23 protein-coding genes and 1 pseudogene are annotated in these 23,340 nt (G+C 74.1%); 17 read left to right on the top strand and 7 right to left on the bottom strand.

Translation table 11 applies throughout. The features are described from left to right. Window positions 1-187: 187 nt before the first annotated feature. Entirely contained in the window at window positions 188-631 is a 444-nt protein-coding gene (locus ACF1BN_RS31850) for a PPOX class F420-dependent oxidoreductase (RefSeq protein WP_392335049.1), read from the top strand. Window positions 632-956: 325 nt separating this feature from the next. Further along, complete coding sequence (locus tag ACF1BN_RS31855) at window positions 957-1,160, top strand: DUF5708 family protein (protein WP_392335050.1); 204 nt, start codon at window positions 957-959, stop codon at window positions 1,158-1,160. 104 nt (window positions 1,161-1,264) lie between these two features. Here the strand turns inward: ACF1BN_RS31855 and ACF1BN_RS31860 are convergent, their stop codons facing one another. Continuing rightward, entirely contained in the window at window positions 1,265-2,008 is a 744-nt protein-coding gene (locus tag ACF1BN_RS31860) for an SDR family NAD(P)-dependent oxidoreductase (RefSeq protein WP_392335051.1), read from the bottom strand. A gap of 292 nt (window positions 2,009-2,300) precedes the next feature. On the opposite strand from ACF1BN_RS31860, the gene ACF1BN_RS31865 reads away from it, so the two are divergent. Next, complete coding sequence (locus tag ACF1BN_RS31865) at window positions 2,301-2,519, top strand: hypothetical protein (protein ID WP_376601790.1); 219 nt, start codon at window positions 2,301-2,303, stop codon at window positions 2,517-2,519. Between the two features lie 33 nt (window positions 2,520-2,552). Then, window positions 2,553-3,086 (top strand): hypothetical protein, encoded by a 534-nt coding sequence (locus ACF1BN_RS31870; protein WP_392335052.1) that lies wholly within the window; start codon window positions 2,553-2,555, stop codon window positions 3,084-3,086. 126 nt (window positions 3,087-3,212) lie between these two features. Here ACF1BN_RS31870 and ACF1BN_RS31875 read toward each other — a convergent pair whose 3' ends face one another. Together ACF1BN_RS31875 and ACF1BN_RS31880 are read right to left on the bottom strand one after the other, a co-directional pair. After that, on the bottom strand, window positions 3,213-4,442 hold the full coding sequence (locus ACF1BN_RS31875; RefSeq protein WP_392335053.1) for a metallophosphoesterase: 1,230 nt from the start codon (window positions 4,440-4,442) through the stop codon (window positions 3,213-3,215). Continuing rightward, the gene (locus ACF1BN_RS31880; RefSeq protein ID WP_392335054.1) at window positions 4,439-5,248 is read right to left on the bottom strand and encodes a TetR/AcrR family transcriptional regulator; all 810 of its coding nucleotides are present in this window, start codon (window positions 5,246-5,248) and stop codon (window positions 4,439-4,441) included. Before ACF1BN_RS31880 ends, ACF1BN_RS31875 begins: the two co-directional genes overlap by 4 nt. 70 nt (window positions 5,249-5,318) lie before the next feature. On the opposite strand from ACF1BN_RS31880, the gene ACF1BN_RS31885 reads away from it, so the two are divergent. Together ACF1BN_RS31885 and ACF1BN_RS31890 are read left to right on the top strand one after the other, a co-directional pair. Continuing rightward, window positions 5,319-7,031: an FAD-binding oxidoreductase gene (locus ACF1BN_RS31885; protein WP_392335055.1), complete on the top strand. Its 1,713-nt coding sequence runs from the start codon at window positions 5,319-5,321 to the stop codon at window positions 7,029-7,031. Between the two features lie 235 nt (window positions 7,032-7,266). Beyond that, window positions 7,267-8,211: an SMP-30/gluconolactonase/LRE family protein gene (locus ACF1BN_RS31890; RefSeq protein WP_392335056.1), complete on the top strand. Its 945-nt coding sequence runs from the start codon at window positions 7,267-7,269 to the stop codon at window positions 8,209-8,211. A gap of 332 nt (window positions 8,212-8,543) precedes the next feature. Here ACF1BN_RS31890 and ACF1BN_RS31895 read toward each other — a convergent pair whose 3' ends face one another. Further along, complete coding sequence (locus ACF1BN_RS31895) at window positions 8,544-8,867, bottom strand: hypothetical protein (protein WP_392335057.1); 324 nt, start codon at window positions 8,865-8,867, stop codon at window positions 8,544-8,546. Between the two features lie 156 nt (window positions 8,868-9,023). Between ACF1BN_RS31895 and ACF1BN_RS31900 the strand changes: the two genes are divergently transcribed. The 4 genes from ACF1BN_RS31900 to ACF1BN_RS31915 all read left to right on the top strand — a co-directional run bounded on the left by ACF1BN_RS31900 (window position 9,024) and on the right by ACF1BN_RS31915 (window position 11,750). Next, a complete protein-coding gene (locus tag ACF1BN_RS31900; RefSeq protein ID WP_392335058.1) occupies window positions 9,024-10,298 on the top strand; it encodes a DUF6357 family protein in 1,275 nt (424 codons plus the stop codon). 151 nt (window positions 10,299-10,449) lie between these two features. After that, complete coding sequence (locus tag ACF1BN_RS31905) at window positions 10,450-10,812, top strand: DUF1304 domain-containing protein (RefSeq protein WP_392335059.1); 363 nt, start codon at window positions 10,450-10,452, stop codon at window positions 10,810-10,812. Further along, complete coding sequence (locus ACF1BN_RS31910) at window positions 10,809-11,399, top strand: TetR/AcrR family transcriptional regulator (protein WP_392335060.1); 591 nt, start codon at window positions 10,809-10,811, stop codon at window positions 11,397-11,399. The genes ACF1BN_RS31905 and ACF1BN_RS31910 overlap by 4 nt, the downstream gene beginning before the upstream one ends. A gap of 57 nt (window positions 11,400-11,456) precedes the next feature. Next, window positions 11,457-11,750 (top strand): hypothetical protein, encoded by a 294-nt coding sequence (locus tag ACF1BN_RS31915; protein WP_392335061.1) that lies wholly within the window; start codon window positions 11,457-11,459, stop codon window positions 11,748-11,750. A 112-nt stretch (window positions 11,751-11,862) separates the two neighbouring features. Here the strand turns inward: ACF1BN_RS31915 and ACF1BN_RS31920 are convergent, their stop codons facing one another. The 3 genes from ACF1BN_RS31920 to ACF1BN_RS31930 all read right to left on the bottom strand — a co-directional run bounded on the left by ACF1BN_RS31920 (window position 11,863) and on the right by ACF1BN_RS31930 (window position 14,378). Continuing rightward, on the bottom strand, window positions 11,863-12,540 hold the full coding sequence (locus tag ACF1BN_RS31920; RefSeq protein WP_392335062.1) for a DUF6308 family protein: 678 nt from the start codon (window positions 12,538-12,540) through the stop codon (window positions 11,863-11,865). Between the two features lie 133 nt (window positions 12,541-12,673). After that, on the bottom strand, window positions 12,674-13,096 hold the full coding sequence (locus tag ACF1BN_RS31925) for a hypothetical protein (RefSeq protein WP_392335063.1): 423 nt from the start codon (window positions 13,094-13,096) through the stop codon (window positions 12,674-12,676). 235 nt (window positions 13,097-13,331) lie between these two features. Next, complete coding sequence (locus ACF1BN_RS31930) at window positions 13,332-14,378, bottom strand: GlxA family transcriptional regulator (protein WP_392335064.1); 1,047 nt, start codon at window positions 14,376-14,378, stop codon at window positions 13,332-13,334. Between the two features lie 124 nt (window positions 14,379-14,502). Here ACF1BN_RS31930 and ACF1BN_RS31935 point away from each other — a divergent pair, with 124 nt between their 5' ends. The 7 genes and pseudogenes from ACF1BN_RS31935 (at window position 14,503) to ACF1BN_RS31965 (ending at window position 22,896) form a co-directional block, all read left to right on the top strand. After that, window positions 14,503-15,426 (top strand): NADP-dependent oxidoreductase, encoded by a 924-nt coding sequence (locus ACF1BN_RS31935; RefSeq protein ID WP_392335139.1) that lies wholly within the window; start codon window positions 14,503-14,505, stop codon window positions 15,424-15,426. 367 nt (window positions 15,427-15,793) lie between these two features. After that, a complete protein-coding gene (locus tag ACF1BN_RS31940) occupies window positions 15,794-16,699 on the top strand; it encodes an aldo/keto reductase (protein WP_392335065.1) in 906 nt (301 codons plus the stop codon). 178 nt (window positions 16,700-16,877) lie between these two features. After that, a pseudogene (locus ACF1BN_RS31945) lies at window positions 16,878-16,950 on the top strand. 56 nt (window positions 16,951-17,006) lie between these two features. After that, window positions 17,007-18,176: a gala protein gene (locus ACF1BN_RS31950; protein WP_392335066.1), complete on the top strand. Its 1,170-nt coding sequence runs from the start codon at window positions 17,007-17,009 to the stop codon at window positions 18,174-18,176. A gap of 245 nt (window positions 18,177-18,421) precedes the next feature. After that, window positions 18,422-20,272: an ankyrin repeat domain-containing protein gene (locus tag ACF1BN_RS31955; protein ID WP_392335067.1), complete on the top strand. Its 1,851-nt coding sequence runs from the start codon at window positions 18,422-18,424 to the stop codon at window positions 20,270-20,272. Then, on the top strand, window positions 20,269-21,591 hold the full coding sequence (locus ACF1BN_RS31960; protein WP_392335068.1) for an AAA family ATPase: 1,323 nt from the start codon (window positions 20,269-20,271) through the stop codon (window positions 21,589-21,591). Before ACF1BN_RS31955 ends, ACF1BN_RS31960 begins: the two co-directional genes overlap by 4 nt. 12 nt (window positions 21,592-21,603) lie before the next feature. Continuing rightward, entirely contained in the window at window positions 21,604-22,896 is a 1,293-nt protein-coding gene (locus ACF1BN_RS31965) for a VWA-like domain-containing protein (RefSeq protein WP_392335069.1), read from the top strand. The last annotated feature ends 444 nt before the right edge of the window (window positions 22,897-23,340 follow it).

Genomic DNA, 23,340 nt, shown 5'->3' on the forward strand with positions numbered 1-23,340 from the left:
CTCCGCGAGACCGCCACGCTAGCCCGACCGGGCCGCTCACCGCAGCCGAGAATCCCTGGTCGGAGGGGTCGAGGAACCGAGGGGCGCAGTGCGGAAGGGGGCGGCCACGGCAGCAGGCCGTGAGGAGAGCGCAAGGCTTCCGTGGCTTCCCGCGCACTCTCCCGATCGCGGTGAGTACCCTCCCAGGATGACCGCGACTTTCGACGAAGCTGTCCGCGCCCGGCTGAGGGCCCCTCACATCTGGTACGTCGGGACCGTGTGCGCCGACGGGGCACCGCAGGTCAGCCCGATGTGGGTGGATCTGGAGGGGGAGGGGGAGCTGACGTTCAACACCTCGGTGGGCCGGGTGAAGGAGGAGAACCTGCGCCGCGACCCCCGCGTCTACCTCTCCCACGCCGACGCCGCCGATCCCTTCGACCGAGTGCAGATCAGCGGCGTCGTGGCCCGCTTCGTCGAGGGCCCGGAGGCGCACGACCGGATGGACCGGCTGTCCCGCAAGTACCTGGGCGGCGACTACGCGTGGACCATGCCGGGGGAGCGGCGGGTCGCGGTGATCGTGCGCCCGGTCAAGGTACGGCACATCGTCGGGGTCGAGCGGTTCAGGCCCGGAGGCCCCGTACCCGCTCCCTGAGGGGCAGCCGCACCCGCCCGGCGCCGCCTGCTCGCCACCGTGGTGTCGGTGGTGGGACACGGAGCCGACCGGGCCGTCGCGGGCACCTCGGCATTCTCCATGGGACCGGCGTAGATCCCGCCCCGGCGAGCGGATCACGCTGTGCGCCTGCGAACAGATTCCTCTCGGCGAAGAGGAGGAGCCGTCACACCTGCCGGTCCGACGAAGTATGGGGACGCGAGTCATCCTGCGGGCGGAGGCCCCCCGTCCCGGGCCGTCCTAGCCTGAACAGTGAGGAGTGAACAGGCTTGCGCGGCCGACTCCGAGACGCGAGGAGACGAGCACCATGGCATCCCCCACCAAGTACTTCGCAGAAGGAACCGTCCTGTTCGGTATCGGGCTCGTCCTCCGCCTGTTCACCGAGGATGTCGAGATCCCCCTCTTCACCCTCACGAAGGTCGGCGTCGTGCTGATGGTCGTCGGCGGCATCGAGGTCCTCTACGGCGCGTACCGCTCGGCGCGCGGCAGGAGCGCCAAGTCCGGCTCCTGACAGCCCTGTCGACGCGGCGAGGTGCCGTCGAGCAGGTGACGTCGGGTCAGCGCCGCTGTCCCACGCCGATGTCGCCCCCTGCCGGCCCCCGCCGACCGCCCGGGTCAGAGCAGGTGCCCGCCGCCGTCGACCAGAACCACCTCGCCCGTGATGTACGAGGCGTCGGCGAGGTCGCACACGGCCTCCGCGATGTCCTCGGCGGTCCCGACCCGGCGCAGCGGCAGCCGCTGCGCGACCTCGTCCCTCACCTTGTCCATGCCTTCCAGGCCTCGGTACCAAGGAGTGTCGATCAGGCCGGGCGCGACCGCGTTGACCCGCACGCCGTCGGGGCCCAGCTGCTTGGCGAGCAGGCGCGTCATGTGGTTGAGGGCCGCCTTGCTCACGGCGTAGGGGATCGAGCTGCCGTTGGCGAAGAGGCCGGCCTGCGAGGACACGTTGACGATGCTGCCCGCTCCGGAAGCCTTCAGGAAGGGGATCGCGGCGACCGTGGTCTGCCAGACCGCGATGACGTTGACCTCGTTGATCTCGCGCCACACCTCAGGACTGGCGGCCTCGAAGTCGGCGTGGTCGATGAAGCGCGTGGTGCCCGCGTTGTTCACCAGGATGTCGAGCCGCCCGTAGGTGTCGACCACGGTGCGCACGAGCCGCTGGGCATCCGCTTCGTCGGACACGTCCGCCTGGACGTAGACAGCGCCCGGCAGTTCGGCGGCCAGCTGCTCGCCGGCCTCGACGGAGCGCGCGGAGTTGACCGCGACGCGGACCCCCGCGGCCGCCAGCCGCCTGGCCACGGCGGCCCCGATGCCCGACGACGACCCGGTGACCAGTGCGACGCGCTGTTCCTTGCTCATACGGCAGTGCCTCTCGTGTCTCAGCTCTGCCGCGCCCGCTCCGATCATGCCAGATGAGCACGCCCGTGCTTCTGCGATCCCGCGGCCCGGGGCGGCCTCCGCGGCGCGTGCGGAGCGGCCGTCGAGGTCCGCGGGGCCGGTTCCTGGCGACCGTGCCGGGCCCGCCCGCCACGGTCCCACCGTCCCGTGCGGGCCGTCGAAGCTGCCGCCCCGGACTGCCGCCCGTCGCGGCAGGCGGGCCCTACCGTCCTCCTACGTCTCCCTTTCACAGGACAATCCAGGAGGTTTCGACATGTCACATTCGGGTCGTTCCGCCATCGGCGGGGCCGCGGTCGCCGCTGCCGCCGCCGCGCTGCTCATCGGCGGCGCCGGCACCGCGTCCGCGCAGTCCTCGTCGTCCGGGCCGCAGCGGATCAGCTCGGCCGAGCTGCGGGCGCACCTCGGCGAGGCCGTCGCGCAGGAGCGCCTGGCCGCCTCCTGCACGCCGGCCTGTGCCGGCCAGATCGTCTAGCGGACAGCTGCGGACCGACGAGGAGGCCGAGAGATGATCATCGCGGACCGTTCCGAGCAGGAGAGCACCTGGTGTCCGAGCGGCAGGCCCGACGCCCCGGAGGCGGTCGTGCTGGGAGTCCGTTCCGGGCAGGGCGGGGAGGTCGTGTACCTCGCCGACCCCGTCCCGGCCCGTGACGTCCTCCCGCTCGTCCCGGAGGGCGTGGAGCCGACCAGGGTGCTGCGTTTCGCGTCGCACTGCGTCAGCGCCTGCCTGCACCGCAGGGGCAACGACTGCACCCTGGTGGAGCGGGTGGCGGCCACACCCGCCGACGAGGACCGGAACGTGCCGCGGTGTCATCTGCGGGCCCACTGCAAGTGGTGGGCCCAGGTCGGCGTGGACGGCTGCCGCCGCTGCCCCGCCGTCGCCACCACCGTCGTGGAGGGCGACGACCTGGGCGCCCTGGTCGCCGACCCCGCCACCACGCGCGAGCAGCTCGACGCGTGGATCGCGGGAACGGACGCGGACGAGGCGCACGAGGCCGACGAGCCGCGCCCGGCCGCGATGCCCTCGCGGAGTTCGCTGTGAACGAGTGACCTGTCGAGTGTCGACAGGGCCGAGCGGCCCCACCCGGGAACCCGGGTGGGGCCGCTCTCGCACGCTTCCGGGCACGCCCGGTCACCCCGGAGCTGCGTGCCCGGCCGGCAGGACGACCTACGCCGAGCCGGTGGGCGGCACGGAGCGAAGGACGAGCAGGGTGATCTCGCTGGGGGCGAAGACACGGAAGGGCGGCCCCCAGAAGCCGGTGCCACGACTCGTGTAGAGGAGGGTGCGAGCGCCGTGGCGGCTGAGACCGGCGACGGTCGGCTGGTCGATGCGCACCAGGTGGTGGAAGGGCCAGATCTGGCCGCCGTGGGTGTGGCCGGAGATCTGGAGGTCGATCCCGTGGGTCGCCGCTCGGTCGACGAACTTGGGCTGGTGGGCGAGCAGGAGGACGGGCAGGTCGGGATCGGCGCCCTGGAGGGCTCCGTCGAGGTGGGCGCGATGCCCCGCCAGCCCCGAGGACTCGGCCGTGACGTCGTCGACGCCCGCCACGACGAGCGTGTCCCCGCCGCGCTCGAGGAGCAGGTGCCGGTTGCGGAGCGGCTCCCAGCCGAGCTCGCCCATCAGGTCGACCCAGCCCTGGGCCTCGCTGTAGTACTCGTGGTTGCCGGTGACGTAGACCAGGGCGCGCTTCGCCCGCACGGTGCCCAGGGGCGCGGCCTGGGCGCGACGGCGTTCGGCCGTGCCGTCCGCGATGTCACCGGTGTGGCACACCAGATCGGCGTCCAGGCTGTTGACCGTCTCGCAGACCCGTGCCGACCAGCGGGCCCGGTCGAGGGGGCCGTAGTGGGTGTCGGTGATCAGAGCGACCCGGGTGCCGTCCAGACCGGCTCCCAGGCGGGGGAGCGGTACGTCGAGCCGGCGCACGCGCGGCACGCGCCGGGCTTCGGCGTACCCCCAGGCGAGCAGTACGGCGGCCGTGCAGAGGACGGCCCAGGTGACGAGGCGCGCCCGGCTCTGGCCGTCACCGACACCGGCGACGGCCAGGACGAGCCGCAGCAGGACACCGAGGAGCACGGACCAGGTGAACAGGACCCAGCTGACGCCCAGCAGCGTGTCGCCGACGATCGCCGCCCCGTCCTGCTGGCGACGGCCGTGGCCGCGTGCCATCGCGAGCGGCATCACGATCAGGCCGAGGGCGAAGAGCGCGGTTCCCGTCACGGTGACGGAGAGCGGCCAGCCCTGACCGGTGTGCAGGAGCACCCAGCACGGCACGGCCCACAGCAGGAGGGGGGCGATCAGGGGGATCCAGCGCATCAGGCGCCGCAAGCGGCTCGCCGACGCCCCTTGTGCCTCTCGCGCCTCCTGCTCGGCGGATCGGGTGTTGCTGGTGTCTGTCACGCTTCCCCTCCTGAGGTGCTGTCCGGCGGACCCTGCGAGTGGCGGAGCCGGGTGACGCCCGCGGGTGCGTTCACCGCGCCGTCCCTCAGCCGGTGACCTCGGCCCGCGCCGCCGTCCGCGCACCCATTCTGCTCCGGTTCCGTCCCGGCCCGGCCCGCCGACGTCCCCGGGCCGCTGTCGTCGCCGGCGGCGAAGACGGTCTGGGCGGCCCGGACGATGCGGGCGCAGCGCCGGGTCATGGCCTCGGGCGACTGGTCGGGGTGCTCGATCCACCATCGGACCAGAGCGGTGCACAGGCCGCGCCAGGCGTACATGAGGGCGTCGGCGTCCAGGGGGTCGGTGGTTCCGGCCGTGCGCAGGAGATCGGCGGTGCCGGTCGCGGCGAGGTCGTCGATGGCGTCGCGGTAGTGCGCGGCGCGCCGGGCGGCGTCGCCGCCGGGCGGCAGCGACGGGTCGTAGAGGACGAACCAGGCCCTGCGTTGCGCGTCGAGCGCGGTGAAGAGGGCGCTCAGGACGCGCAGGGGGGTGGACGGCGCGGCGGTGTCGTGTCCGGCCATGGCGGTGCGGATGGCGTGCAGCAGCCGGTCGCCGACCGGGTCGAGGCAGGCGAGGTAGAGGCCCTCCTTGCTGCCGAAGTACTGGTGCAGCAGCGGCTTGGTCACGCCGACCCGTACGGCGATGGCCGCCACGGTCGTCGCCTCGTAGCCGTGGCGGCCGAACTCCTCGGTGGCCGCGGCCAGGATCTGTTGTTCGCGATCGGCCCTCGGCACGCCCTTGGTGCCGGCCCTGGAGGAGAGCGTTGTCATGGAAACAGATCTTACCCTAAGGTAATTTACCACTGGGTAAATTCCATCGGACCCGACTGGGAGCACGCTCATGTCCGCGATCCCCTCCGAGCCCCGCCCCGTCCGCACCCGCTCCTGGTGGGGCTGGGGCCATGCCGACGCCCACCTCGACGACGCCGAGTGCACCGCGATGGGCGCCCTGCTCCCGGGCACCCTGGCCCGCCCCCTGCCCGTCCCCCGTGTCGCGGACCTGCCCATCGCCAGGCCCGCCGTGACACCCCCGCCCTCCCTCGCGCACCTGGTCACCGAGGATCCGCGGGCGCGCGCCGCCCACGCCATGGGCAAGGCGTACCGCGACGTCATCCGGGCCCTTCGCGCCCGCCCCGGCCGGATCCCCGATCTCGTCGCGCACCCCACCGGCGACCGGGACGTGGCCGACCTGCTGGACTGGGCCGGCGAGCACGACGTGGCGGTCATACCCTTCGGCGGCGGCTCCTCGGTCGTCGGCGGTGTGGAGTACCGCGGCGACTCCCATCGCGCCGTGCTGTCCCTCGACCTGACGTCGATGGACCGCGTGCTGGAGATCGACACCACCGGCCGCGCGGCCCGCATCCAGGCGGGAGCCCTCGGCCCCGTGCTGGAGGAGCAGTTGCGGCCCCACGACCTCACCCTGCGCCACTTCCCGCAGAGCTTCGAGTTCTCCACCCTGGGCGGCTGGCTGGCCACGCGGGCCGGCGGCCACTACGCCACCGGCCGGACCCACATCGACGACTTCGTGCAGTCCCTGCGTGTGATCACACCCGCCGGAGCCGGTACCTCCTGGCGCCTGCCCGCCTCCGGCGCCGGCCCGTCGCCCGACCGGCTGTTCCTCGGGTCCGAGGGCGCGCTCGGCGTCATCACCGAGGCGTGGATGCGCCTCCAGGAACGTCCTCGCCACAAAGCCTCCGCGTCGGTCGCCTTCACCGACTTCCATCAGGCGCTGGACGCCGTACGCGCCCTCGCCCAGTCCGACCTCGCCCCGGCCAACTGCCGCCTCCTCGACGCCGGTGAGGCCCTCCTCTCCGGCGCTTCCCACGACGGCTCCTCCCTCCTGGTCCTGGGCTTCGAATCCGCCACCGGGCCCGTCGGCGACCGCCTCGCGAGCGCGGTGGAGCTGGCCCGGGCGTATGGCGGCCGGCCCGAGACGCCCCCGGCGGCCGGCGACGCCTCGGCTGCCGCGTCCGGGTCGGCTGCCGCGTCCGGGTCGGTCGGTTCGCCCGGGTCGGCTACCTCGTCCGGCTCGGTCGGCTCGTCCGGCTCGGTCGGCTCGTCCGGGTCGGACGGCTCGGCCGTGAACGCCTGGCGTTCGGCGTTCCTGCGCATGCCCTACCTGCGGGACGGCCTGGCCCGCATGGGCGCCGTCGTCGAGACCTTCGAGACCGCCGCCACCTGGGACCGGATCCCCGCCCTGATCGACGCCGTCCGTACGGAGGTGGGTGCCGCCGCCCTGAAGATCACCGGGCACCCGGCCACCGTCAACTGCCGCCTGACCCACGTCTATCCCGACGGGGCCGCGCCCTACTTCACCGTGGCCGTCGCCGGCCGGCCCGGCGACGAGGTCCAGGTCTGGGACGACATCAAGGCCGTCGCCGGCGAGGTCCTGCACCGTCACCGCGCCACGATCACGCACCACCACGCCGTCGGCCGCGACCACCGCGCCGGCTACGACCTCCAGCGCCCGGAGCCCTTCGCGCTGGCCCTGCGCGCGGCCAAGGACGCCCTGGATCCCCACCGCATCCTGAACCCCGGCGTCCTTCTCGACTGAGCGGGACAGCTGCCGTGCGGCCGTGCTGCCGCGCGAGCTTCGCCTACGTGCCGTGACGTGCCCGCCGGGGCAGGGAGCCGGCATCCGGCCCCCTGCCCCGGCGGCCCGCGTCCGCCCGGGACATCGGAGTGACCCGCGGAGGACGGACGGCGTGGTTCCCGTGTCCTCCGGTGCCATTTCCTAGGGTCGGCGCAGGCACGGCAGTGGGCCGGCCACTCGGACCCGAGAGGGAGTCATGGCACGTACGACGACCAGGCCCGGAACGGTGACGCTCGCACTCCCACATGGGCGTGCCACGCGCCGGTGGGCCCGCCGGCTCGCCGCCGCGCTCGGCATCGCGGCGATGTGCGCGCTGCCGGCGACGGCGGCGGACGCGGCCCCGCCGCGGGACGGCCGCATCCCGGCGCATGCGCCCCTGTACGTGTCCGACTACGGCGAGAACCGCGTCGTCACCCTCTCCACGCGTGGAGAGGGTGACGAGACGACCGTGCCCTTCGAAGGCCTCGTACGGCCGACCGGCATGGCCTGGGACGCGTCGGGCCGCCTCTACGTGTCGGACACCGGCAACAACCGCGTGGTCGTGAGGGAGGCGGACGGCGGCGGCCAGTCCACCGTCCCCACCGACGGCCTCTCGCGCCCCCTCGGTCTCGCCCTCGACCGGGCGGGGAACCTCTATGTCGCCGACAGCTTCAACGACCGCGTCGTGAAGGTGTCCCTGGCGAGCGGCACACAGACGACCGTTCCGGCCACCGGGCTGCTGCACCCCTGGGGGCTGGCACTGGACGCCGCCGGGAACCTGTACGTCTCCGACTTCGTCAACGACCGCGTCGTCAGGGTGGCAGCGGACGGCGGCGGCCAGTCCACCGTTCCCGCCCAGGGCCTCTCGCAGCCGACCGGCCTGGCAGTCAACGCCACGGGAGACCTCTACATCGCCGACAGCGGCAACAACCGCGTGGTCAGGATCGCGGCGGACGGCGGCCGGACCACCGTCCCCACCACCGGGCTCAGCGGCCCGCTCGGCCTCGCCCTCGACGGCTGCGGCGGCCTGTACATCGCCGACGGCTTCAACGACCGGGTGGTTCGCGTCCAGGAGACGGGCGGAGGGCAGACCACCCTCCCGGCCACCGGCCTGAACACGCCGACGGGCCTCGCCTTCCCGCCCGAGGGCGCCCGCCCCTGAAGCGTCGTGATCCGCGCCGCGGCATCTGACGGGCGCGCCGACAATCCCGGGTTCCGCGCCGACAATCCTGGGTTCGGCGCCGAAACCCGGGGTTCCGCGCCGACACCCCCCGGGTTCCGCGCCGGTGATCCCGGGTTCCGCGCGGACACCCCGCGGGTTCCGCGTCAGCTATCCCGGGGGACCCTCGGTCGACGAGTGATGCTGGTCAGGGCCTCGTCCGTGCCGAACCAGCACCCGGGTCGCCGCCGCCCCCCGGTCGTCGCCGCCCCCCCCGTCACCGCAGACCGCCCCGCTCACCCCCGGCCGCGCGGCGGCCGGCAGCGGCCGTCCTGTCAGGTGCACTCGGCTCGTACGACGCGGGCGCCCCGGTGGAGCAGGGTCAGCCGGGACTCGTCGTAGTCCATGGTGAGCATGTCCCCTTCCTCGGCCGTCCGGACGTTGCCGACCAGCCGGACCGCCTCGCCGTCCGGCGTGACGATGTCGGTGTGGCCCCGGCCCGTCTCCGCGACACGGCTTCCCACGAGCGAGCCGGCGTCGCCGTACGGGCAGAAGGCGCTCGCGTCGGTCGGCGTGACCGCGTGCGCGGGCAGGGCGGGCAGGACGGTGGCTGTCAGCAGCAGCGCGGCGAGGGAGAACGCCTGGCGCGTCTTGTTCATGAGGGTGCACCTCTCCTTGACCAGGGCACGTTCGGCTCCGGCCTAGACCCAACGCGACCGGGGCGGTGGGGGACACGCGGGGTGGGGTGAACGGGTGCCGGGCCCCGGCCGGACCCACCCCGATGCCGCCTGGTGCCGGTCCGGAAGACTGGGCCCATGAGAGAGACGGTTTTCGCGCGCAGTGGCTGGATCCCGCGAGTGATCAGCGAGGACGGCGAGCTGAGGCTGCTGCTCGGCGCGGGGGCGGACGCCAACCACGAGCCGCGCACCTTCACCTTCCCGATCGGCGAGGCGCACCGCGCGGTGATCGAGGAGGACCTGGGCAGGCACCTGCTGCTGTGGAGCGTGGTCCTCCCGCTGTGCGAGGACGCCGGCACTCGGGGCCGGCTCGACGAGGACGCCGCCGTCGCGCTCCTGGACCCGGTTCTGCTGGCCGCGCCGGAGGACGTCGACGCGTTCTTCCGGCGCGTCCGCTGGAACAGGAGCGGGCTCGTGTCGCACGGGGCCGACATCGGCCTGCTCGACCGCGGCCAGGTGTGCGCGGCGATGCGCGGGGCGACGGAGACCGCGAACCCGAAGCGCGCCCAGGAGCATCACGCGAACCGCGAACGCGCCCGGCGCGGAGTGGTGCTCCGGCCCCTCGACACCGCGCTGCTGCGCTACACCGGCCAGTACCTGCACCGGTCGACGGTGCCGAAGAGGATCCCCGACGCCGTCGATCCCGCGCTGCTGCCCGAGGTCCTGCGGGTGATCGACACCGCGGAGCGGGCCTGTGCCGGGATGAGGATCGGCCGCGATCCCCGACGGGGGAAGCGCGCCACCGACAAGCGCGACTGGGCCCGGATGGAGAGGGCGGTCGAGGTCGCCCTGCGTCGCGGGCACCCCGGCCTCGCCGCCGACGCCGTGCGCTCGGTCGGCTTCCTGATGTGCTCCGAGGCCGCTGCCCGAGCGAGGAACGCGCCCGTGGACGACGGCGAGGAGGCCGCGGGCCCCGCCGGGGGCGCGAGGAGGAACGCCCTGACGTTCACCGACGACAAGGGCGCCGAGGAGAAATGGCGACCGGGTGGCCCCCGTACCGCCGCCGCGGAGTTCTGGGAGTTCGTCGGCGACCGCTCCGCCGGGGACAACGAGGTGTTCACCATCGAGGACGAGGAACTGGGCGAAGGGATCCAGCTGCACTTCTACGCCGACTCCCTCGCCCGTGTCACGACCCTGCGCGCGGGCGGGGACGGCGCGGAGCCGGAGTACCTCGTCGAGTACGGCCTCGTCGACGGGATGGGCGGTTACCGCACCCTGGTGAGCGCATTCGCCCGTGGTGGCTGCGCCGCGCTCGACCCGTACGGCCCCTGGATACGGGACGTGGCGGAGTTCGAGCGCGCGCGACGCCGGCGCGACGCGCAGCGCCGGGAAGAAGGGACGCCGACTTCCTGACGGCGGGGGTGAACCTCCGGGCGCGCCCCGTGTGCGGCCGACCGCGCGCCGCCCGGACGGGGCCTACCCACCACCCTTCGAACTTTCTGGACAGGTGTCCATGTATTCTGGACACTCATCCAGAAAGTCGCGCTGCGCAGAAGGAGTATGGGTGGACATGACGGCGAACGTGCTGGTCGCGCTGGTGGCGGCGCTGCACGCGTACATCCTCGTTCTCGAGATGTTCCTCTGGGAGCGGAAGCCGGGCCGCGGCCTCTCCGGGTTCGACGCGGACATGGCCCGCGCCACCGCGCCGCTCGCCGCGAACCAGGGTCTCTACAACGGTTTCCTGGCCGCCGGGCTCGTGTGGGGGCTCGTCGCCGACGAGCCGACCGGCTTCCGCGTCCAGGTCTTCTTCCTCGGCTGCGTGGTCGTCGCGGGACTGTACGGCGGCCTCACCGCCAACCGGCGCATCCTCCTCGCCCAGGCGCTGCCCGGGGCCCTGACCTTGACCGCCGTTATGCTCGCCCGGTGACCAGAGCGCAGGCAGACCCCCGTACGGCGCGCACGCGCGCCAAGCTGCGCGGAGCCCTGCTCGAGGAATGCGCGGACCGCCCGCTCGCGGAGGTCGGCGTCGCCGCCCTCGTGCGCCGGGCGGGCGTCGGCCGCGCGACCTTCTACCTTCACTACGCGGACATGGAGGCGCTCGCCGTCGACGCCTGCGCCGACATCGTCCGCGAAGCCGTCGACGCCCTCCACGCCTGGCGAGGAGTCCCCGACCCCGCGACCCCGCCCCCGGCCCTGTCGGCCTTCTTCGAGGCGTTCGCCCCTCACGCGGGCCTCTACCGGGAGCTGCTGCGCCCCGGCGGCAGCGGCCCCCTCGGGCACGTCCTGCACCAGGAGCTGCGGGCCCGCAGCCGCACCGAGCGCGCCTTGGCCGGCGCCCCGGAACCCGACCTGATCGCCTCCGCCGTCGCCGCGACCTTCGCAGGCGTCCTCGCCGACTGGCTCCACGGCCTCATCGAGGCCACCGCCGACCAGATCGCCCAGAACATCTGGCGCCTCCTGGTGACCCTCCACCGCACCCCCTGGCCCGACCGCACGAGCCAGGCGCAATCCTGACGATCTCAGCGACGCTCCGAACTGTGCTGTGATGGCTTCATGCGGCCGGAGCATTGTGTGACCAGGAACCACATAGACGTGTGGCACGAACGCGCGTTGCCCTCGGGGCCACAACGGATCAGCTTCTGGTCGGTGCTGCGCGGCTCGCTGCTGCCGATCCTCGTCTGGACCGGCGCCGCGGGCTTCGCGTACGTCGTCTACAACCCGGTCGTGGCCCTGGTCATCGGTGCGCTCTTCGCGTTGTCGTTCGTCGTCGGATACGGACTCCGCCGCAGAGCCAGTCACTCGATGCGTTGCAGCGCCTACGGTGCCGTGGGTGGAGTGTTCGACAAATCGATGGCCGGGTTCTGAGGCGTCGTCGCGGAGGCGACCGACTCGCGTCGTGAGCGTGTCGGCCCTGTTGTCCGGGGAGCTGGGCATCCGGAACGTGGCCGACGCGGCGACGGAGACCGGGGAGGGGGGATCAGGCGCGGACGTCTCCGCAGTCCCTCTCCCTGTGCTTTGCCGCATGGCTCATCCACAGCACGACATCACAGACCCGCAGCGCGGAGACTGTCTTCGGCACGCCGACGCCGTCCCGCAGCGAGAGAAGCTCCTTGTGCAGGGCCCCGCCATCGGCGGCCAACGCGGCGCGCAGTGACGACCAGAACGACTCAGGGTGCCCGACCGCGCAGCGCACCACCTGGTCGTAGACCGGCAACAGGCGCGGCCGCTTGCGAGCCAGGAGCTTGCCGGCCGTCACCCATCCCAGGCCCTTCTGGCCTCGGATGAGACGCCAGGCCCGGTCGGCCGGAGATCCGGGCTCCAGCAGAGCGGGGTCCGCATCTGCCATATCCAGGTCGGCGGGGATCTGGGCGAGGAGCACGGACAGCTCCTCTGCGACCCTCCCTTCCAGGAGGGCGAGCGCCGCCGAGGCCGGCACCTTGATCGAGAGTGTCTGTACGGCTATCAGGTCTGCCGCGGTGATGACGTCGACGACGTCTGCCCGATCGCCGCCACCGTCCAGGTGCTCGAAGCGGGAACCGGTGAAAGCGGGTGGATCACCCTTCGCCTCGTCGACGCCGAAGTAGCGCCCCAGGTCGGCAGACGCACCGGTCGTGGTCAGCAGTACGCGCACCCGCTCGGAAATGTCCGACGACACGTCGACTCCCCCGGATCAGGACGTGATGAATCCTCATTCGAGATTCGAGCGTATCGGGTGGAACCGACCCTTCGCCCCCCCCGTACCCCTCGGTCGCACGGTGCCCGCCCCGCGACCCTCTCCGGGGTGACCTTCAGGGCCCATCGGGAAGGTCGGTCCTGCCCGTGACGGGGGCGTCTGTTCCGGGCGTTACGGGGGAGGACGCCTCCCCGCACGCGGCGCAGTAGTGGGTGGCGACGGTACCCGCCGCGGCGGCGCGGTCCACGGCGGACCGTGCTCTTCGCGCGTCCCGGTTCTCGCCGCGCACGACGGCGATCGTGCCGGCGAGGAGGAGTACGGCGACGACGGCCCCGACCGCCGTGAGCCACGGCAGGTCCCGTTCGTCGGCGTAGTACGTGCCCGCGGCCCCGGCCATGAGCGCGAGCACGGTGCCCTCGGCGACGTGCACGCATCCGCTGGTATCGGTCGCGTCGGCGACCGGCACGGTGTCGGCCGCGCCGCACCGGGGGCACGCCACCGGCCCGTCCGCCGTCCCGTTGTCCACCCCGTTTGCCATGGCCCCATCATGACCTCCCCTTGCGTGTTCACGCCAACCGGGTCGAGCGCGGGGGAGTGGTGGGTGTCCCAGCCGGCTGTGAGGTGTGTTGGCGGGACTGGGCCGGGTTCCGTCCGCCTTGGCCCGGATGAAGCGGCGGTGAGGTCACCACGGATCCCGGCCGCCCCACACCAGGCACCTCGCGACCGCGCCCTGAGGGCAGCCGCTCGTGCTCGGTGTCAGCGGGGCGGGCGGATCACCCGTGGGTTCCGGCGGGCGTCGGCGGGGCCGTCGGGCCGAAGGCTCGGCGGTAGGCGGCCGGCGAGGTGCCGAAGGCGGTACGCATGTGTGCGCGCAGGGAGTTGCCCGAGCCGAGGCCGGCGCGGTGGGCGACGAGGTCGACGGGGAGATCGGTCGTCTCCAGGAGCTGCTTGGCCAGTTCGAGGCGCTGCGCCGTGAGCCACTGCACCGGAGTCATGCCGACCTCGTCGCGGAAGCGGCGGGTGAAGGAACGCAGGCTCATCCGCGCGTGCTCGGCGAGCCGCGCGAGGGTGAGCGGCTCCGTCAGGTGCTCCAGGGCCCAGGCGCGGGTCTCCGTGGTGCTGGCCAGGGTGGGCTCGGGGACGGGCCGGTCGATGAACTGGGCCTGTCCTCCGTCGCGCCACGGCGGCACGACGCACATGCGGGCGGCGCGGTTCGCCGCCGCGGCGCCGTGGTCGCGGCGGATCATGTGCAGGCACAGGTCGACACCCGCGGCCACGCCCGCGGAGGTGAGCACGTCGCCGTCGTCGACGAAGAGCACGTCCTCGTCGACCTTGACCCGGGGGTAGGCCCGGCGGAACTCCGGGGCCAGGTTCCAGTGCGTGGTGGCCGGTCGGCCGTCGAGGAGACCGGCGGCGGCCAGCACGTAGGACCCGGTGCAGATGGAGACCAGGCGGGTGCCGGGCCGGATGCCGGCGATGGCCGCGGCGACCTCGGGCGGGAGCGGGCCGCCGTTCCCCAGCTCGGGCATGGCGTGCGTGGGCGGGAGGACGACGGTGTCGGCGGTGGCGAGGGCCTCGGGCCCGGCGGTGGGCTGGACGGTGAACCCGGCGTCACTGAGGACGGGCGCGCCGTCCGCCGTACAGATCGTGACCTCGTACAGGGGACGGCCCGCAGGGTCCTCGACGCAGCCGAAGACCCGGGAGGGGATGCCGAGCTCGAAGGGCGGCACCCCGGGCAGCGCGAGCACGGCGACCCGGTGGGGCTCCGTCCGCGCTTCCGCGTCGCTTTCCGTCGTCATCGGGCCGACCGTTTCGCTCATGGCCAGATCCTGTCACATGCTGGCCGAACGGCCAACACCACTTGTGGACGCCGTACCGGATCGTGGACGCATCGCCGCCGGAAGGGATCCGGGGGCGCCGATCGAGCGGAACGAGGCGGACGCGATGCGTGCGGTGGTCGTGGAGCAGTGGGGCGGACCCGAGAACCTGGTGGAGCGCGAGGTGGAGCGCCCCGAGCCCGGCCTGAACGAGGTCCTGGTGCGGGTCCACGCGGCCGGGGTGAACCCCGTGGACTGGAAGACCCGCGCGAGCGGTGCCCTCATCGAGTGGGGTGCCGTCCCGGCCGTCGGATGGGACGTGTCCGGCACGGTGGAGGCCGTCGGCCCGGGAGTGGGGATCTTCCGCCCCGGCGACGAGGTCTTCGGCATGCCGCTCTTCCCGAGGCAGGCGGGCGGGTACGCCGAGTACGTCGTGGCCCCGGCGCGGCACCTCGCCCCCAAGCCCGCCTCCCTGACGCACGTCGAGGCCGCCGCACTGCCGCTGGCGGCGCTCACCGCGTGGCAGGCCCTCGTCGACACGGCGGACGTCCGCCCCGGGGAGCGGGTGCTCGTGCACGCGGCGGCCGGAGGGGTGGGGCACTTCGCCGTGCAGATCGCCAAGGCGCGGGGTGCGTACGTGATCGGCACCGCGAGCGCCGCCAAGCACGACCTGGTGAGGGAGCTGGGCGCGGACGAGGTGATCGACTACCGCGAGGCCCGCTTCGAGGACGTGGTCACGGACGTGGACGTCGTGCTCGACGGCCTCGGCGGGGACACGGCGAGGCGCTCCCTCGCGGTGCTCCGCGCCGGCGGAAGGCTGATCACCCTGCCGGGCCCGGACGACGTCCCCGCCGCCCCGGACGGCATCCGGGCGGACTGGGTCCTGGTCGAGCCCGACCACCTCGGGCTGCGGGAGATCGCGGCTCTCGTGGAGCAGGGCCGGCTGAGGCCCGTGGTCGACACCGTCCTTCCGCTCGCCGAGGCCGCGAAGGCCCATGAGCTCGGCGAACGGGGCCGTACGACCGGGAAGATCGTTCTGACGGTCGCTTGAGGGCGGGTTGACGCTGGGCTGATGGTCGTCCGAGGGCGGGCCGACGGTGGGATGAGCGGGGCGTTCCTTCCGTGAGGGGCGGGGACCACAGGCCGGCGTCACGCCGGCCGGTGGCCCAGGCTCTGGAGACCCCGCGCGTCCGCCCGAGTCGCTCGGAGGTCGCGCTGCGCACCCGTCGCGGGAGTGGTGTGATCGTCAGCGCCGCTCCCGACCATCAGCCGTGCTTTCCTGTCGGGTACAACGAGAGGGCGGTGACGGTTGGTTCCCGAGGGGAGTGTGGCGTTTCGCCCAGCCTGAGGACCTGTCGCGGCGCACCGTGGCGGCTCCATACTCCAGGACCTGATGATCCGGAGGGTGGAGGAGCACGGTGAACGCAGCGGCGGGAGCGGGGACCTGGAGACTCGGGGACCTGGAGGTGAACCGCGTCGGTTACGGCGCGATGCGGCTCACGGGCAACGGCATGAGGGGCAACTCCGACGGCGCGCCGATCGACCGGGACGTCGCGGTCGGCCTGCTGCACAGTGCCTTCGAGCAGGGGGTCGACCACATCGACACGGCCGCCTTCTACTTCTCGGCCCTGCGGTCCGCGAACGAGCTCATCAACCGCGCCCTGTCGTCCTGGTCCGGTGAGGTGGTCGTGGTGACGAAGGTCGGCCCGGGTCGCGATCCCGGCGGGGAATGGCTCGGCATCGTCCGCCCCGACCAGTTGCGCGGGCAGGTGGAGGAGAACCTGCGTCAGCTCGGCCGGGACTGTCTGGACGTGGTGAACCTGCGCGTCGGAGGCCCCCGTACGGGGTCGATCGCCGAGCACTTCGGGGCGCTCGCCGAGCTGCGCGAGGCCGGCCTGATCCGGCACCTCGGACTCTCCGCCGTCCTGCCCGAGCACCTGGCCGAGGCCCAGGAGATCGCGCCCGTGTGCTGCGTACAGAACTCCTACGGTCTGGACTGGCGCCGCGCCGACGAGAACGGACTGGTGGACCTGTGCGGGGAGCAGGGCATCGCCTTCGTCCCCTTCTTCGCGGTCGCCGGCCTCCGGCGCGAGGCGGCCGCGGGCCAGGAGCGCGACGAGCGGGTCCGTGCCGTCGCCCGCGCCCATGGCGCCACGCCGGCCCAGGTGCGGCTCGCCTGGACCCTCCACCGGGGTCCGCACGTGCTGGCCATTCCCGGTACGACGAACCCGGCGCACCTCGCGGAGAACATCGCCGCCGGAAGCCTGCGCCTCACCGAGGACGACATGGCCCTCCTCGACGCGCCGGACGAGGGCGCCGGCTGAGACCCCACTCCCGGGAACGGGCGGCGCGAGGAGTCTCGCCCGTCGTTCTCACGAGGCGCCCTGAGGGTCGTTCATGGGAGAGGACCGAGGATAGGCGACCCCGCTCTTCGTTCGCCTCCCCCCGGATCCGTACTGGTGATCGAAATTGTCGGTGGGGGTGGCTATGATCACCCGCAGCAAGGCCGTAGCGCAGAGGTCGTCGCGCCCACGCATCGAGCTGGAGGACGTCGGTTCGAATCCGACCGGTCTTGCGCCTTCTTGTGTCGACGCGGACGCCGGGCCCCGGCGGAGGACCGGTGGAGTGGTGATGACCCAGCCGACAACGCCCGTACGGTGCCCGGCGATCGAGCACCCGGATCTGCCACAGGCCGATCCCGCCGCGCTCGGACCCCTGCTCGACCGGCTCGGCGAGGAGCGGGAGGTCGCCGCCGACGAGGTGTTCCCGCTCGGAACGCTGCGCGCCGACGGCCGGGTCGACCTGTGCAAGCAGGGCCTGGGTCCCGGCGGGGCCGCCCGGCTGCTGCCCGTGGCCGCCGCCTCCCCGCACGCCGTCCACCTGCTCCTCGGCACCGACGCCCTCGGCGACGAGGGCGCCGCGTCCGTGGCCGCCGCCCTCTCCCGTACCGGCGAGGAGGAGGCTGCGGGCCGCGGCACCGGACACGGCATCCGGACCCTCTACCTCGGCTGCAACCGGATCGGCCCCGACGGCGTGACGGCCCTCGCCGGAGCCCTCGCCGACGACACCACGGTCCGCGCCCTGTGGCTCAAGCGGAACCCCGTCCACGCCGCCGGCGCCCGCACCCTCGCCGGGCTGCTGCGCCGCAACACCGCGCTGCGCACCCTGGATCTGGTCAACTCGGGCATCGGGCCCGAAGGCGTCCGGCTTCTCCTCGACGCGCTCCTCGCGCGCGCCGTGCCGCTCGAAAGGCTCTTCCTCGGCGGCAACGGACTCACCGCCGCCGACGCCCCCGTCCTCGCCGCCCTCGTCCGCGACGCCGGCGTGCGTGAGCTGTACCTGCCGGCCAACCACCTCGGTGACGCCGGCGCCGCCGTCCTGGCCGCGGTCGTCGACCCGGCCCGACCCGTACGCCTCGGCCTGGGCGGCAACGGCATCGGCCCCGCGGGCGCCCGGGCCCTGGCCGACGCCCTCGACGGCATCGAGTCCCTCGACCTCGGCCGGACCATGTCCGAACGGAGCCTGGGCGCCACCGGCAACGCCACGGGCGACGACGGCGCGCACGCCCTCGCCGCCGCCCTCCCCGGCAGCCCCCTCCGCCGTCTCGAACTGCGCCACACCGGCATCACCGGGCGCGGCGCCAAGGCCCTGCTCGCCGCGCTGGGCGACGGCCACCACCTGGAGTACGTGGGCCTCGGCCCCGGTCTGCCCCGCCGCGTCAAGCGGATCTTCACCGAGCGGCTGCACCCCGCGCGGCCCAGCCACCAGGACCTCCGCGCGATCGGCAGCGTGTACCGGTGAGCGGGAGCGCGACACCCCGGTCGACCACGGGGCAGACGGCGGCTGGGCAGTCGACCCTGGGGCAGACGGCGACTGGGCAGCTGACCACGGGGCAGGCGTCCACAGGGCAGTCGGTCCCGGGGCCTTCGGTCCCGCGACGGCGGAGCCGCAGGCCGTCCGGGCTCCGCGCCGCGCAGCCCGCGGGCCTGTCGCCCGAGGACGCCGCCGCCTGGACCCGGATCCGCCGCCACGCCGTACCCGACTGGATGATCGAGCGGGCGACCGACGCCCGGCTCGCGGGGGACTGGCGAACCGCCTGCGCCGTCGCCGCGGTCGACGTCCCGGCCGACCTCGATCCGGACCGGATCGCCGAGCGGTACGGCACCGACGTGGCCGCCCGGGTCGCCGACGACCTGTGTCACCTGGCACCCGACCTGCTGCGCTGGCACCTGCCGCGCGTCCTCGGCGGGCACACCACCCTGGCGCCGTGCCGGCGGATCGTCCTCGCCGTCTACGGACCCCGGGAACCCGTCCTCTCGGTCACCACCTCGCCCATGCTGGCGGGACCGCAGCGGCTCGCACTGCGCTTCGGCCCGGCCGTGGATCCGGCACGGGACACACTGCACGGCCTCAACTACACCACCGAGGACTGGACCGCCGCCCGCCGCTTCTGGGACGCCCGCCGCACCGCCGAGCTGCGGCTCTGCGCCGGCGGAACGGGCTCCGAGCGGCTGCCGTTCCTCCACCGTGACGGCACCCCTCTCACCCCGGAGGAGCTGCCCGCCGAGGACCCCGGGCACGCCGATCCGGCGGCCCTCGCCGAATGGGTGGCCGTGCTCCAGGGCCGGGGCGACCACGTCGAGGCGTTCGCCGCGGCCGGCCTCGACCTCGACCTGACGGCCCCGCCGGTGGAACGGCCGAGCCGACCACCGCTCGACGTCCACGACCTGATCGGTCGCACCGCCTTCGACCTCACCCGCATCGCTCCCGAGATCCGTCTGCTCCAGGCGGCCGGACGCGGTACGAGCTTCCGCGTCCGCGTGACCTGGCGCGGCGACCTGCGCTTCGACCTCGACCCCGCCGAGGCACCCGTCCTCGACCGAGTACCCGTCCTCGACCGAGCCCCCGCCTCCGCCGGCGTCACCGGCTCCGGTGGGGGAGCCGCGCACGCCCCGGCACGGGTGTCGGCGCTGACGCGTACGGCGGAGAGTGTCGCGTACCTCCCCTCGTACGCCTGGCAACGCCTGCCCGACATCGGCCTGTTGAGAGCCGGGCGGATCGGCCCCGACGCCCTGCACCCGCTGGTCGCCGCCGCGCTCTTCCCTCAGCTCGGTCCCGCCACCGGTCCGGGCGGGCCGACACCACCCGCACCCGTCCACGTCCGCTGCCGGGGCGAGTGGCACCAGGTCGTCTCGCGCGACGGCACGCTCGACGTCCCGCACACCGAGCAGGAGCAGCGGCGCGAACTGGCCCTGCGCGCCTTCGGCGGCGCCGTGTCGGGCTGCTTCGCCACCCGCCACGCCTGGACCAGCGGCGAAGGACGGCTTCCGCACGCCCTGCGGGACGAGCGCCGTGCGTTCTTCCTGCACGTCCAGCACGGGGACACCCCGGGCGTGCTCGCCCTGCTCGACGCGGGGACCGACCCCCTGATCCGCGACGGTGACCGCCGGAGCCTCCTGCACTTGCTCCACCTGCTCGACCACCGCGCCCTGCTGCCGCGGCTGCTGGCCGCCGGGTCGGACCTGGAGGCCGTCGACAGGAACGGGCGGACGCCCCTGGTCGCCGCGGTGTGCGGCGGCGGTTCCCCCGACCTCGTCCGGGACCTCGTCGCCGCGGGCGCCCGCATCGACGCGACCGACGAGATGGAGCTCTCCCTCGCCCAGATCGTCCGCAAGTACGCCCGCACGGACCTCATGTTCCTGCGCCGCCGGGTCCTGGCGGAGCACCCGGGGATCGGCTCCGACTGGTACGACGACTACATCGCGGAACGCGACGGCGAGCCGGACTGGGACGAGGAACCGCCCGAGGACGCGCGGGCGTACGCGGAGGACGCGCCCCACCGCGGCGAGAGCGGCGCGGAGCACAGCGACGACGAGGAAACGGCGACCGGACCATGACGACCCCCCTGCCCGGCGGACCCGAACCCGTCCCCACCGGCATCCCCACCCCCGCCGCACCAGGCGCCGCTCTCGCGGCCGACGACACGCGGGCCGCCCGCCCCGGCCCGTCGGGAACGGCCGCTCCCACCCCCGCCGCGCCCTCCGCGGCCCTCGCGGCCGCCGACGCGCTGGGCGCCCGTCTGGACATCACCCGAACCGAGCCTGCGGCGAACCCCCAACTGGAGGCACTCGCGCTGGCGGTGACGGCCAATCAGCCCGTACTGCTCTGGGGCGAGCCCGGCATCGGCAAGTCGGCCGGCATGGAACAGCTCGCCGCCGCCCTCGGCGTCCGCCTGGAGACGGTCGTCGCCAGCGTCCACGAGCCCTCCGACTTCGCCGGACTCCCGGTCGTCGGGGACGACCCCGCGACCACCGGCGTACCGATGGCCCCTCCGGACTGGGCCGTCCGGCTCGCGACCACCGGCCACGGACTGCTCTTCCTCGACGAACTCTCCTCGGCGCCGCCCGCCGTGCAGGCCGCCCTGCTGCGTGTCGTCCTCGAACGCAAGGTCGGAAGCCTGGCGCTGCCCCCCTCGATCCGCATCGTCGCGGCCGCCAACCCGCCCTCCAGCGCCGCCGACGGCTGGCACCTCACCCCGCCCCTCGCCAACCGCTTCGTCCATCTCGACTGGACCCACGACCCGCGCACCGTGGCCCGCGGCATGGCCGGAACCTGGCCCGAGACAGCGCTCCCCGGCGTGGACCCCGCGCGGATCTCCGGAGCGATCGCCCGCGCCCGCGGAGTGATCTCCGGCTTCCTGACCGCACGGCCCGGCCTCGCCCACCACATGCCGCCCGCCGCCGAGGGGCGCGGGCGGGCCTGGCCGTCGCCCCGCACCTGGGAGATGGCGCTGCGGCTGCTCGCCACCGGGTACGCCTCCGGCGCCGGGCGCGAGGCGCAGTCCGCCGCCGTCATCGGCGCGGTCGGCGAGGCGGCGGGGATCGAGCTGGTGTCGTACCTGGAGAACCTCGACCTACCCGACCCCGACCGGGTCCTCGCCGACCCGGGCGCCTTCGCCCTCCCCGAGCGCGGCGACCGTCAACTGGCCTTCCTCATCGCCGTGGTGGCCGCCGTGCAGAGCGAGCCCACGCGCCCTCGCTGGGAGGCGGGCTGGGAGGTCCTGGCCAAGGCCGTGGACGCGGGCGTGCCGGACGTCGCGGCGCGCGCCGCGGGCGACCTCGCCGCCCTCCGCGAGCCGCAGTGGCCGGTCCCGCCCGGGATCGACGCCTTCCTGGAACTTCTCCACCTCGCCGGCACGCTCCCGGCCGCCCGCTGAGGGACGCCCCCGATGACGCCCCCGAGCGGCCCCGTACCCGACCCCCACCCGGACCCCCGCACCGTCCCCGAGCGTCCAGCCGCTGCCGTACCCGCACCCGCTCTCGACCGGACCAAACTGCTGGCCGCCCGGTACAAGGCCGCCGAGGCGCGCCCCTACCTGGCCTCCGCGCTCTACGCGCTGACCGTCGTGCCGTCACCACGGGTGCGGACCATGGCCGTCGACCGCTTCTGGCGGTGCTACGTGGCCCCCGGGTTCGTCGAGGAGACCGGCATCGAGGAACTCGCCGGGGTGTGGATCCACGAGGTCGCGCACCTGCTGCGCGACCACCACGGGCGGGCCGACCGGCTTCCCGCGGCCGACCAGCGGGATCCGCTGCGCGTCAACATCGCGCAGGACTGCGAGATCAACGACGACCTTCTCGCCGACCGGCTGAAGCTCCCGCAGGGCCGCATGGAACCCGGCCTCTTCGGGCTCCCCACGGGAGGGCTCTTCGAGAGCTACCTGCCGGGCATCCCCGCCTCCCCGCCGCATCCGGTCGACTGCGGCTCCGGCGCGCACGGCCGGCCGTCGCCCTGGGACCTCGGGGAGAACGGCGCGGATCTGGCCCGGCTGGGCCCGGTGGAGGCGCAGGCGTTGCGCAGGCAGACCGCCCAGGCGATCCGCGCCCAGGCGCGCAGGGGCGCGCGCGGAACCGTTCCGGTGGGCTGGCAGCGCTGGGCGGAACAGGTCCTCGAACCCACCGTCGACTGGCGTACGGCCCTGGCGGGCGCCGTGCGGGAGGCCGTCGCCTGGGCGAGCGGCGCGGTCGACTACACCTACCGACGCCCCTCCCGCCGCACCTCCGCCCTCGGCGGGCGCGTGGTGCTGCCGAGCCTGCGCCGACCGCTGCCGCGCGTGGCGATCGTCGTGGACACCTCCGGCTCCATGGGGGAGGAGGAGCTGGCCGCCGCGCTGGCCGAGGTGTCGGGCGTGCTGCGCGAGGTGGGAGTCGGCGGCAACCGCGTCGCCGTCCTCGCCTGCGACGCCGACGTGCACGCCGTCTCCCGGGTCACCGGTGTCGATCAGATCGCACTGGCCGGGGGCGGCGGCACGGACATGACGGTCGGCATCCGGGCGGCGCTCGCGGCACAGGACCGGCCGAACATCGTGGTCGTCATGACGGACGGCTTCACGCCGTGGCCGGACGAGCCGCTCTCCTGCCGGCTCGTCGCAGCCCTGATCGGCCCGGACGCCCCCGCGCCCCCGCCGTGGGTCGAGACCGTACGGATCGCCCCCGCATCCCTCGCACCCCCCACGTCCTGACGGCGGCCGGACACACCGGCCCACGTCCTGACGGCGGCTGGACTCACTGGCCCACGTCCTGACGGCGGCCGGACACACCGGCCCACGTCGGCCGGTGCGCCCGGAAGCCGCTGGATGCTCCAGCGGTGGGGGTGGTCGGGATCGACGGGGCAGGCGGAGAGGTCGAGTTCGCCGGGCCCACGCGGTGGAGGGGACCTGCACGCTCGCGCCCGGGGCCGGGCGCCCCGAAGGCGTCGCACAGCACGGTGGGCGGCCCCATCCTGTGGCCTGGGGAGGAGTTGTGGCCGGTATGCCGTGTGACTGAGGGCCACGGACGGGGCCGGCGCCCGTCCTGCGTCCACCGCCACCGACATGGAACGCGACCCTGGACGGCGACGGCCCCGGTCGACGAGGACAGCCCCCTCGACGACGCCCCCCCGCTCCTCGCGGCGGGACGCGCCGGCG

This window comes from Streptomyces sp. NPDC014861 (assembly GCF_043081625.1).
GTDB lineage: Bacteria > Actinomycetota > Actinomycetes > Streptomycetales > Streptomycetaceae > Streptomyces.

Excerpts from the sequence above, each read along its gene's own strand:
- ACF1BN_RS31885 (WP_392335055.1), top strand. The coding sequence starts at position 5,319 with ATGTCCGCGATCCCCTCCGAGCCCCGCCCCGTCCGCACCCGCTCCTGG.
- ACF1BN_RS31895 (WP_392335057.1), bottom strand. The coding sequence starts at position 8,867 with ATGAACAAGACGCGCCAGGCGTTCTCCCTCGCCGCGCTGCTGCTGACA.
- ACF1BN_RS31925 (WP_392335063.1), bottom strand. The coding sequence starts at position 13,096 with ATGGCAAACGGGGTGGACAACGGGACGGCGGACGGGCCGGTGGCGTGC.
- ACF1BN_RS31870 (WP_392335052.1), top strand. The coding sequence starts at position 2,553 with ATGATCATCGCGGACCGTTCCGAGCAGGAGAGCACCTGGTGTCCGAGC.
- ACF1BN_RS31865 (WP_376601790.1), top strand. The coding sequence starts at position 2,301 with ATGTCACATTCGGGTCGTTCCGCCATCGGCGGGGCCGCGGTCGCCGCT.
- ACF1BN_RS31880 (WP_392335054.1), bottom strand. The coding sequence starts at position 5,248 with ATGACAACGCTCTCCTCCAGGGCCGGCACCAAGGGCGTGCCGAGGGCC.
- ACF1BN_RS31890 (WP_392335056.1), top strand. The coding sequence starts at position 7,267 with ATGGCACGTACGACGACCAGGCCCGGAACGGTGACGCTCGCACTCCCA.
- ACF1BN_RS31965 (WP_392335069.1), top strand. The coding sequence starts at position 21,604 with ATGACGCCCCCGAGCGGCCCCGTACCCGACCCCCACCCGGACCCCCGC.
- ACF1BN_RS31950 (WP_392335066.1), top strand. The coding sequence starts at position 17,007 with ATGACCCAGCCGACAACGCCCGTACGGTGCCCGGCGATCGAGCACCCG.
- ACF1BN_RS31900 (WP_392335058.1), top strand. The coding sequence starts at position 9,024 with ATGAGAGAGACGGTTTTCGCGCGCAGTGGCTGGATCCCGCGAGTGATC.
- ACF1BN_RS31850 (WP_392335049.1), top strand. The coding sequence starts at position 188 with ATGACCGCGACTTTCGACGAAGCTGTCCGCGCCCGGCTGAGGGCCCCT.
- ACF1BN_RS31955 (WP_392335067.1), top strand. The coding sequence starts at position 18,422 with ATGATCGAGCGGGCGACCGACGCCCGGCTCGCGGGGGACTGGCGAACC.
- ACF1BN_RS31930 (WP_392335064.1), bottom strand. The coding sequence starts at position 14,378 with ATGAGCGAAACGGTCGGCCCGATGACGACGGAAAGCGACGCGGAAGCG.
- ACF1BN_RS31935 (WP_392335139.1), top strand. The coding sequence starts at position 14,503 with ATGCGTGCGGTGGTCGTGGAGCAGTGGGGCGGACCCGAGAACCTGGTG.
- ACF1BN_RS31855 (WP_392335050.1), top strand. The coding sequence starts at position 957 with ATGGCATCCCCCACCAAGTACTTCGCAGAAGGAACCGTCCTGTTCGGT.
- ACF1BN_RS31860 (WP_392335051.1), bottom strand. The coding sequence starts at position 2,008 with ATGAGCAAGGAACAGCGCGTCGCACTGGTCACCGGGTCGTCGTCGGGC.
- ACF1BN_RS31960 (WP_392335068.1), top strand. The coding sequence starts at position 20,269 with ATGACGACCCCCCTGCCCGGCGGACCCGAACCCGTCCCCACCGGCATC.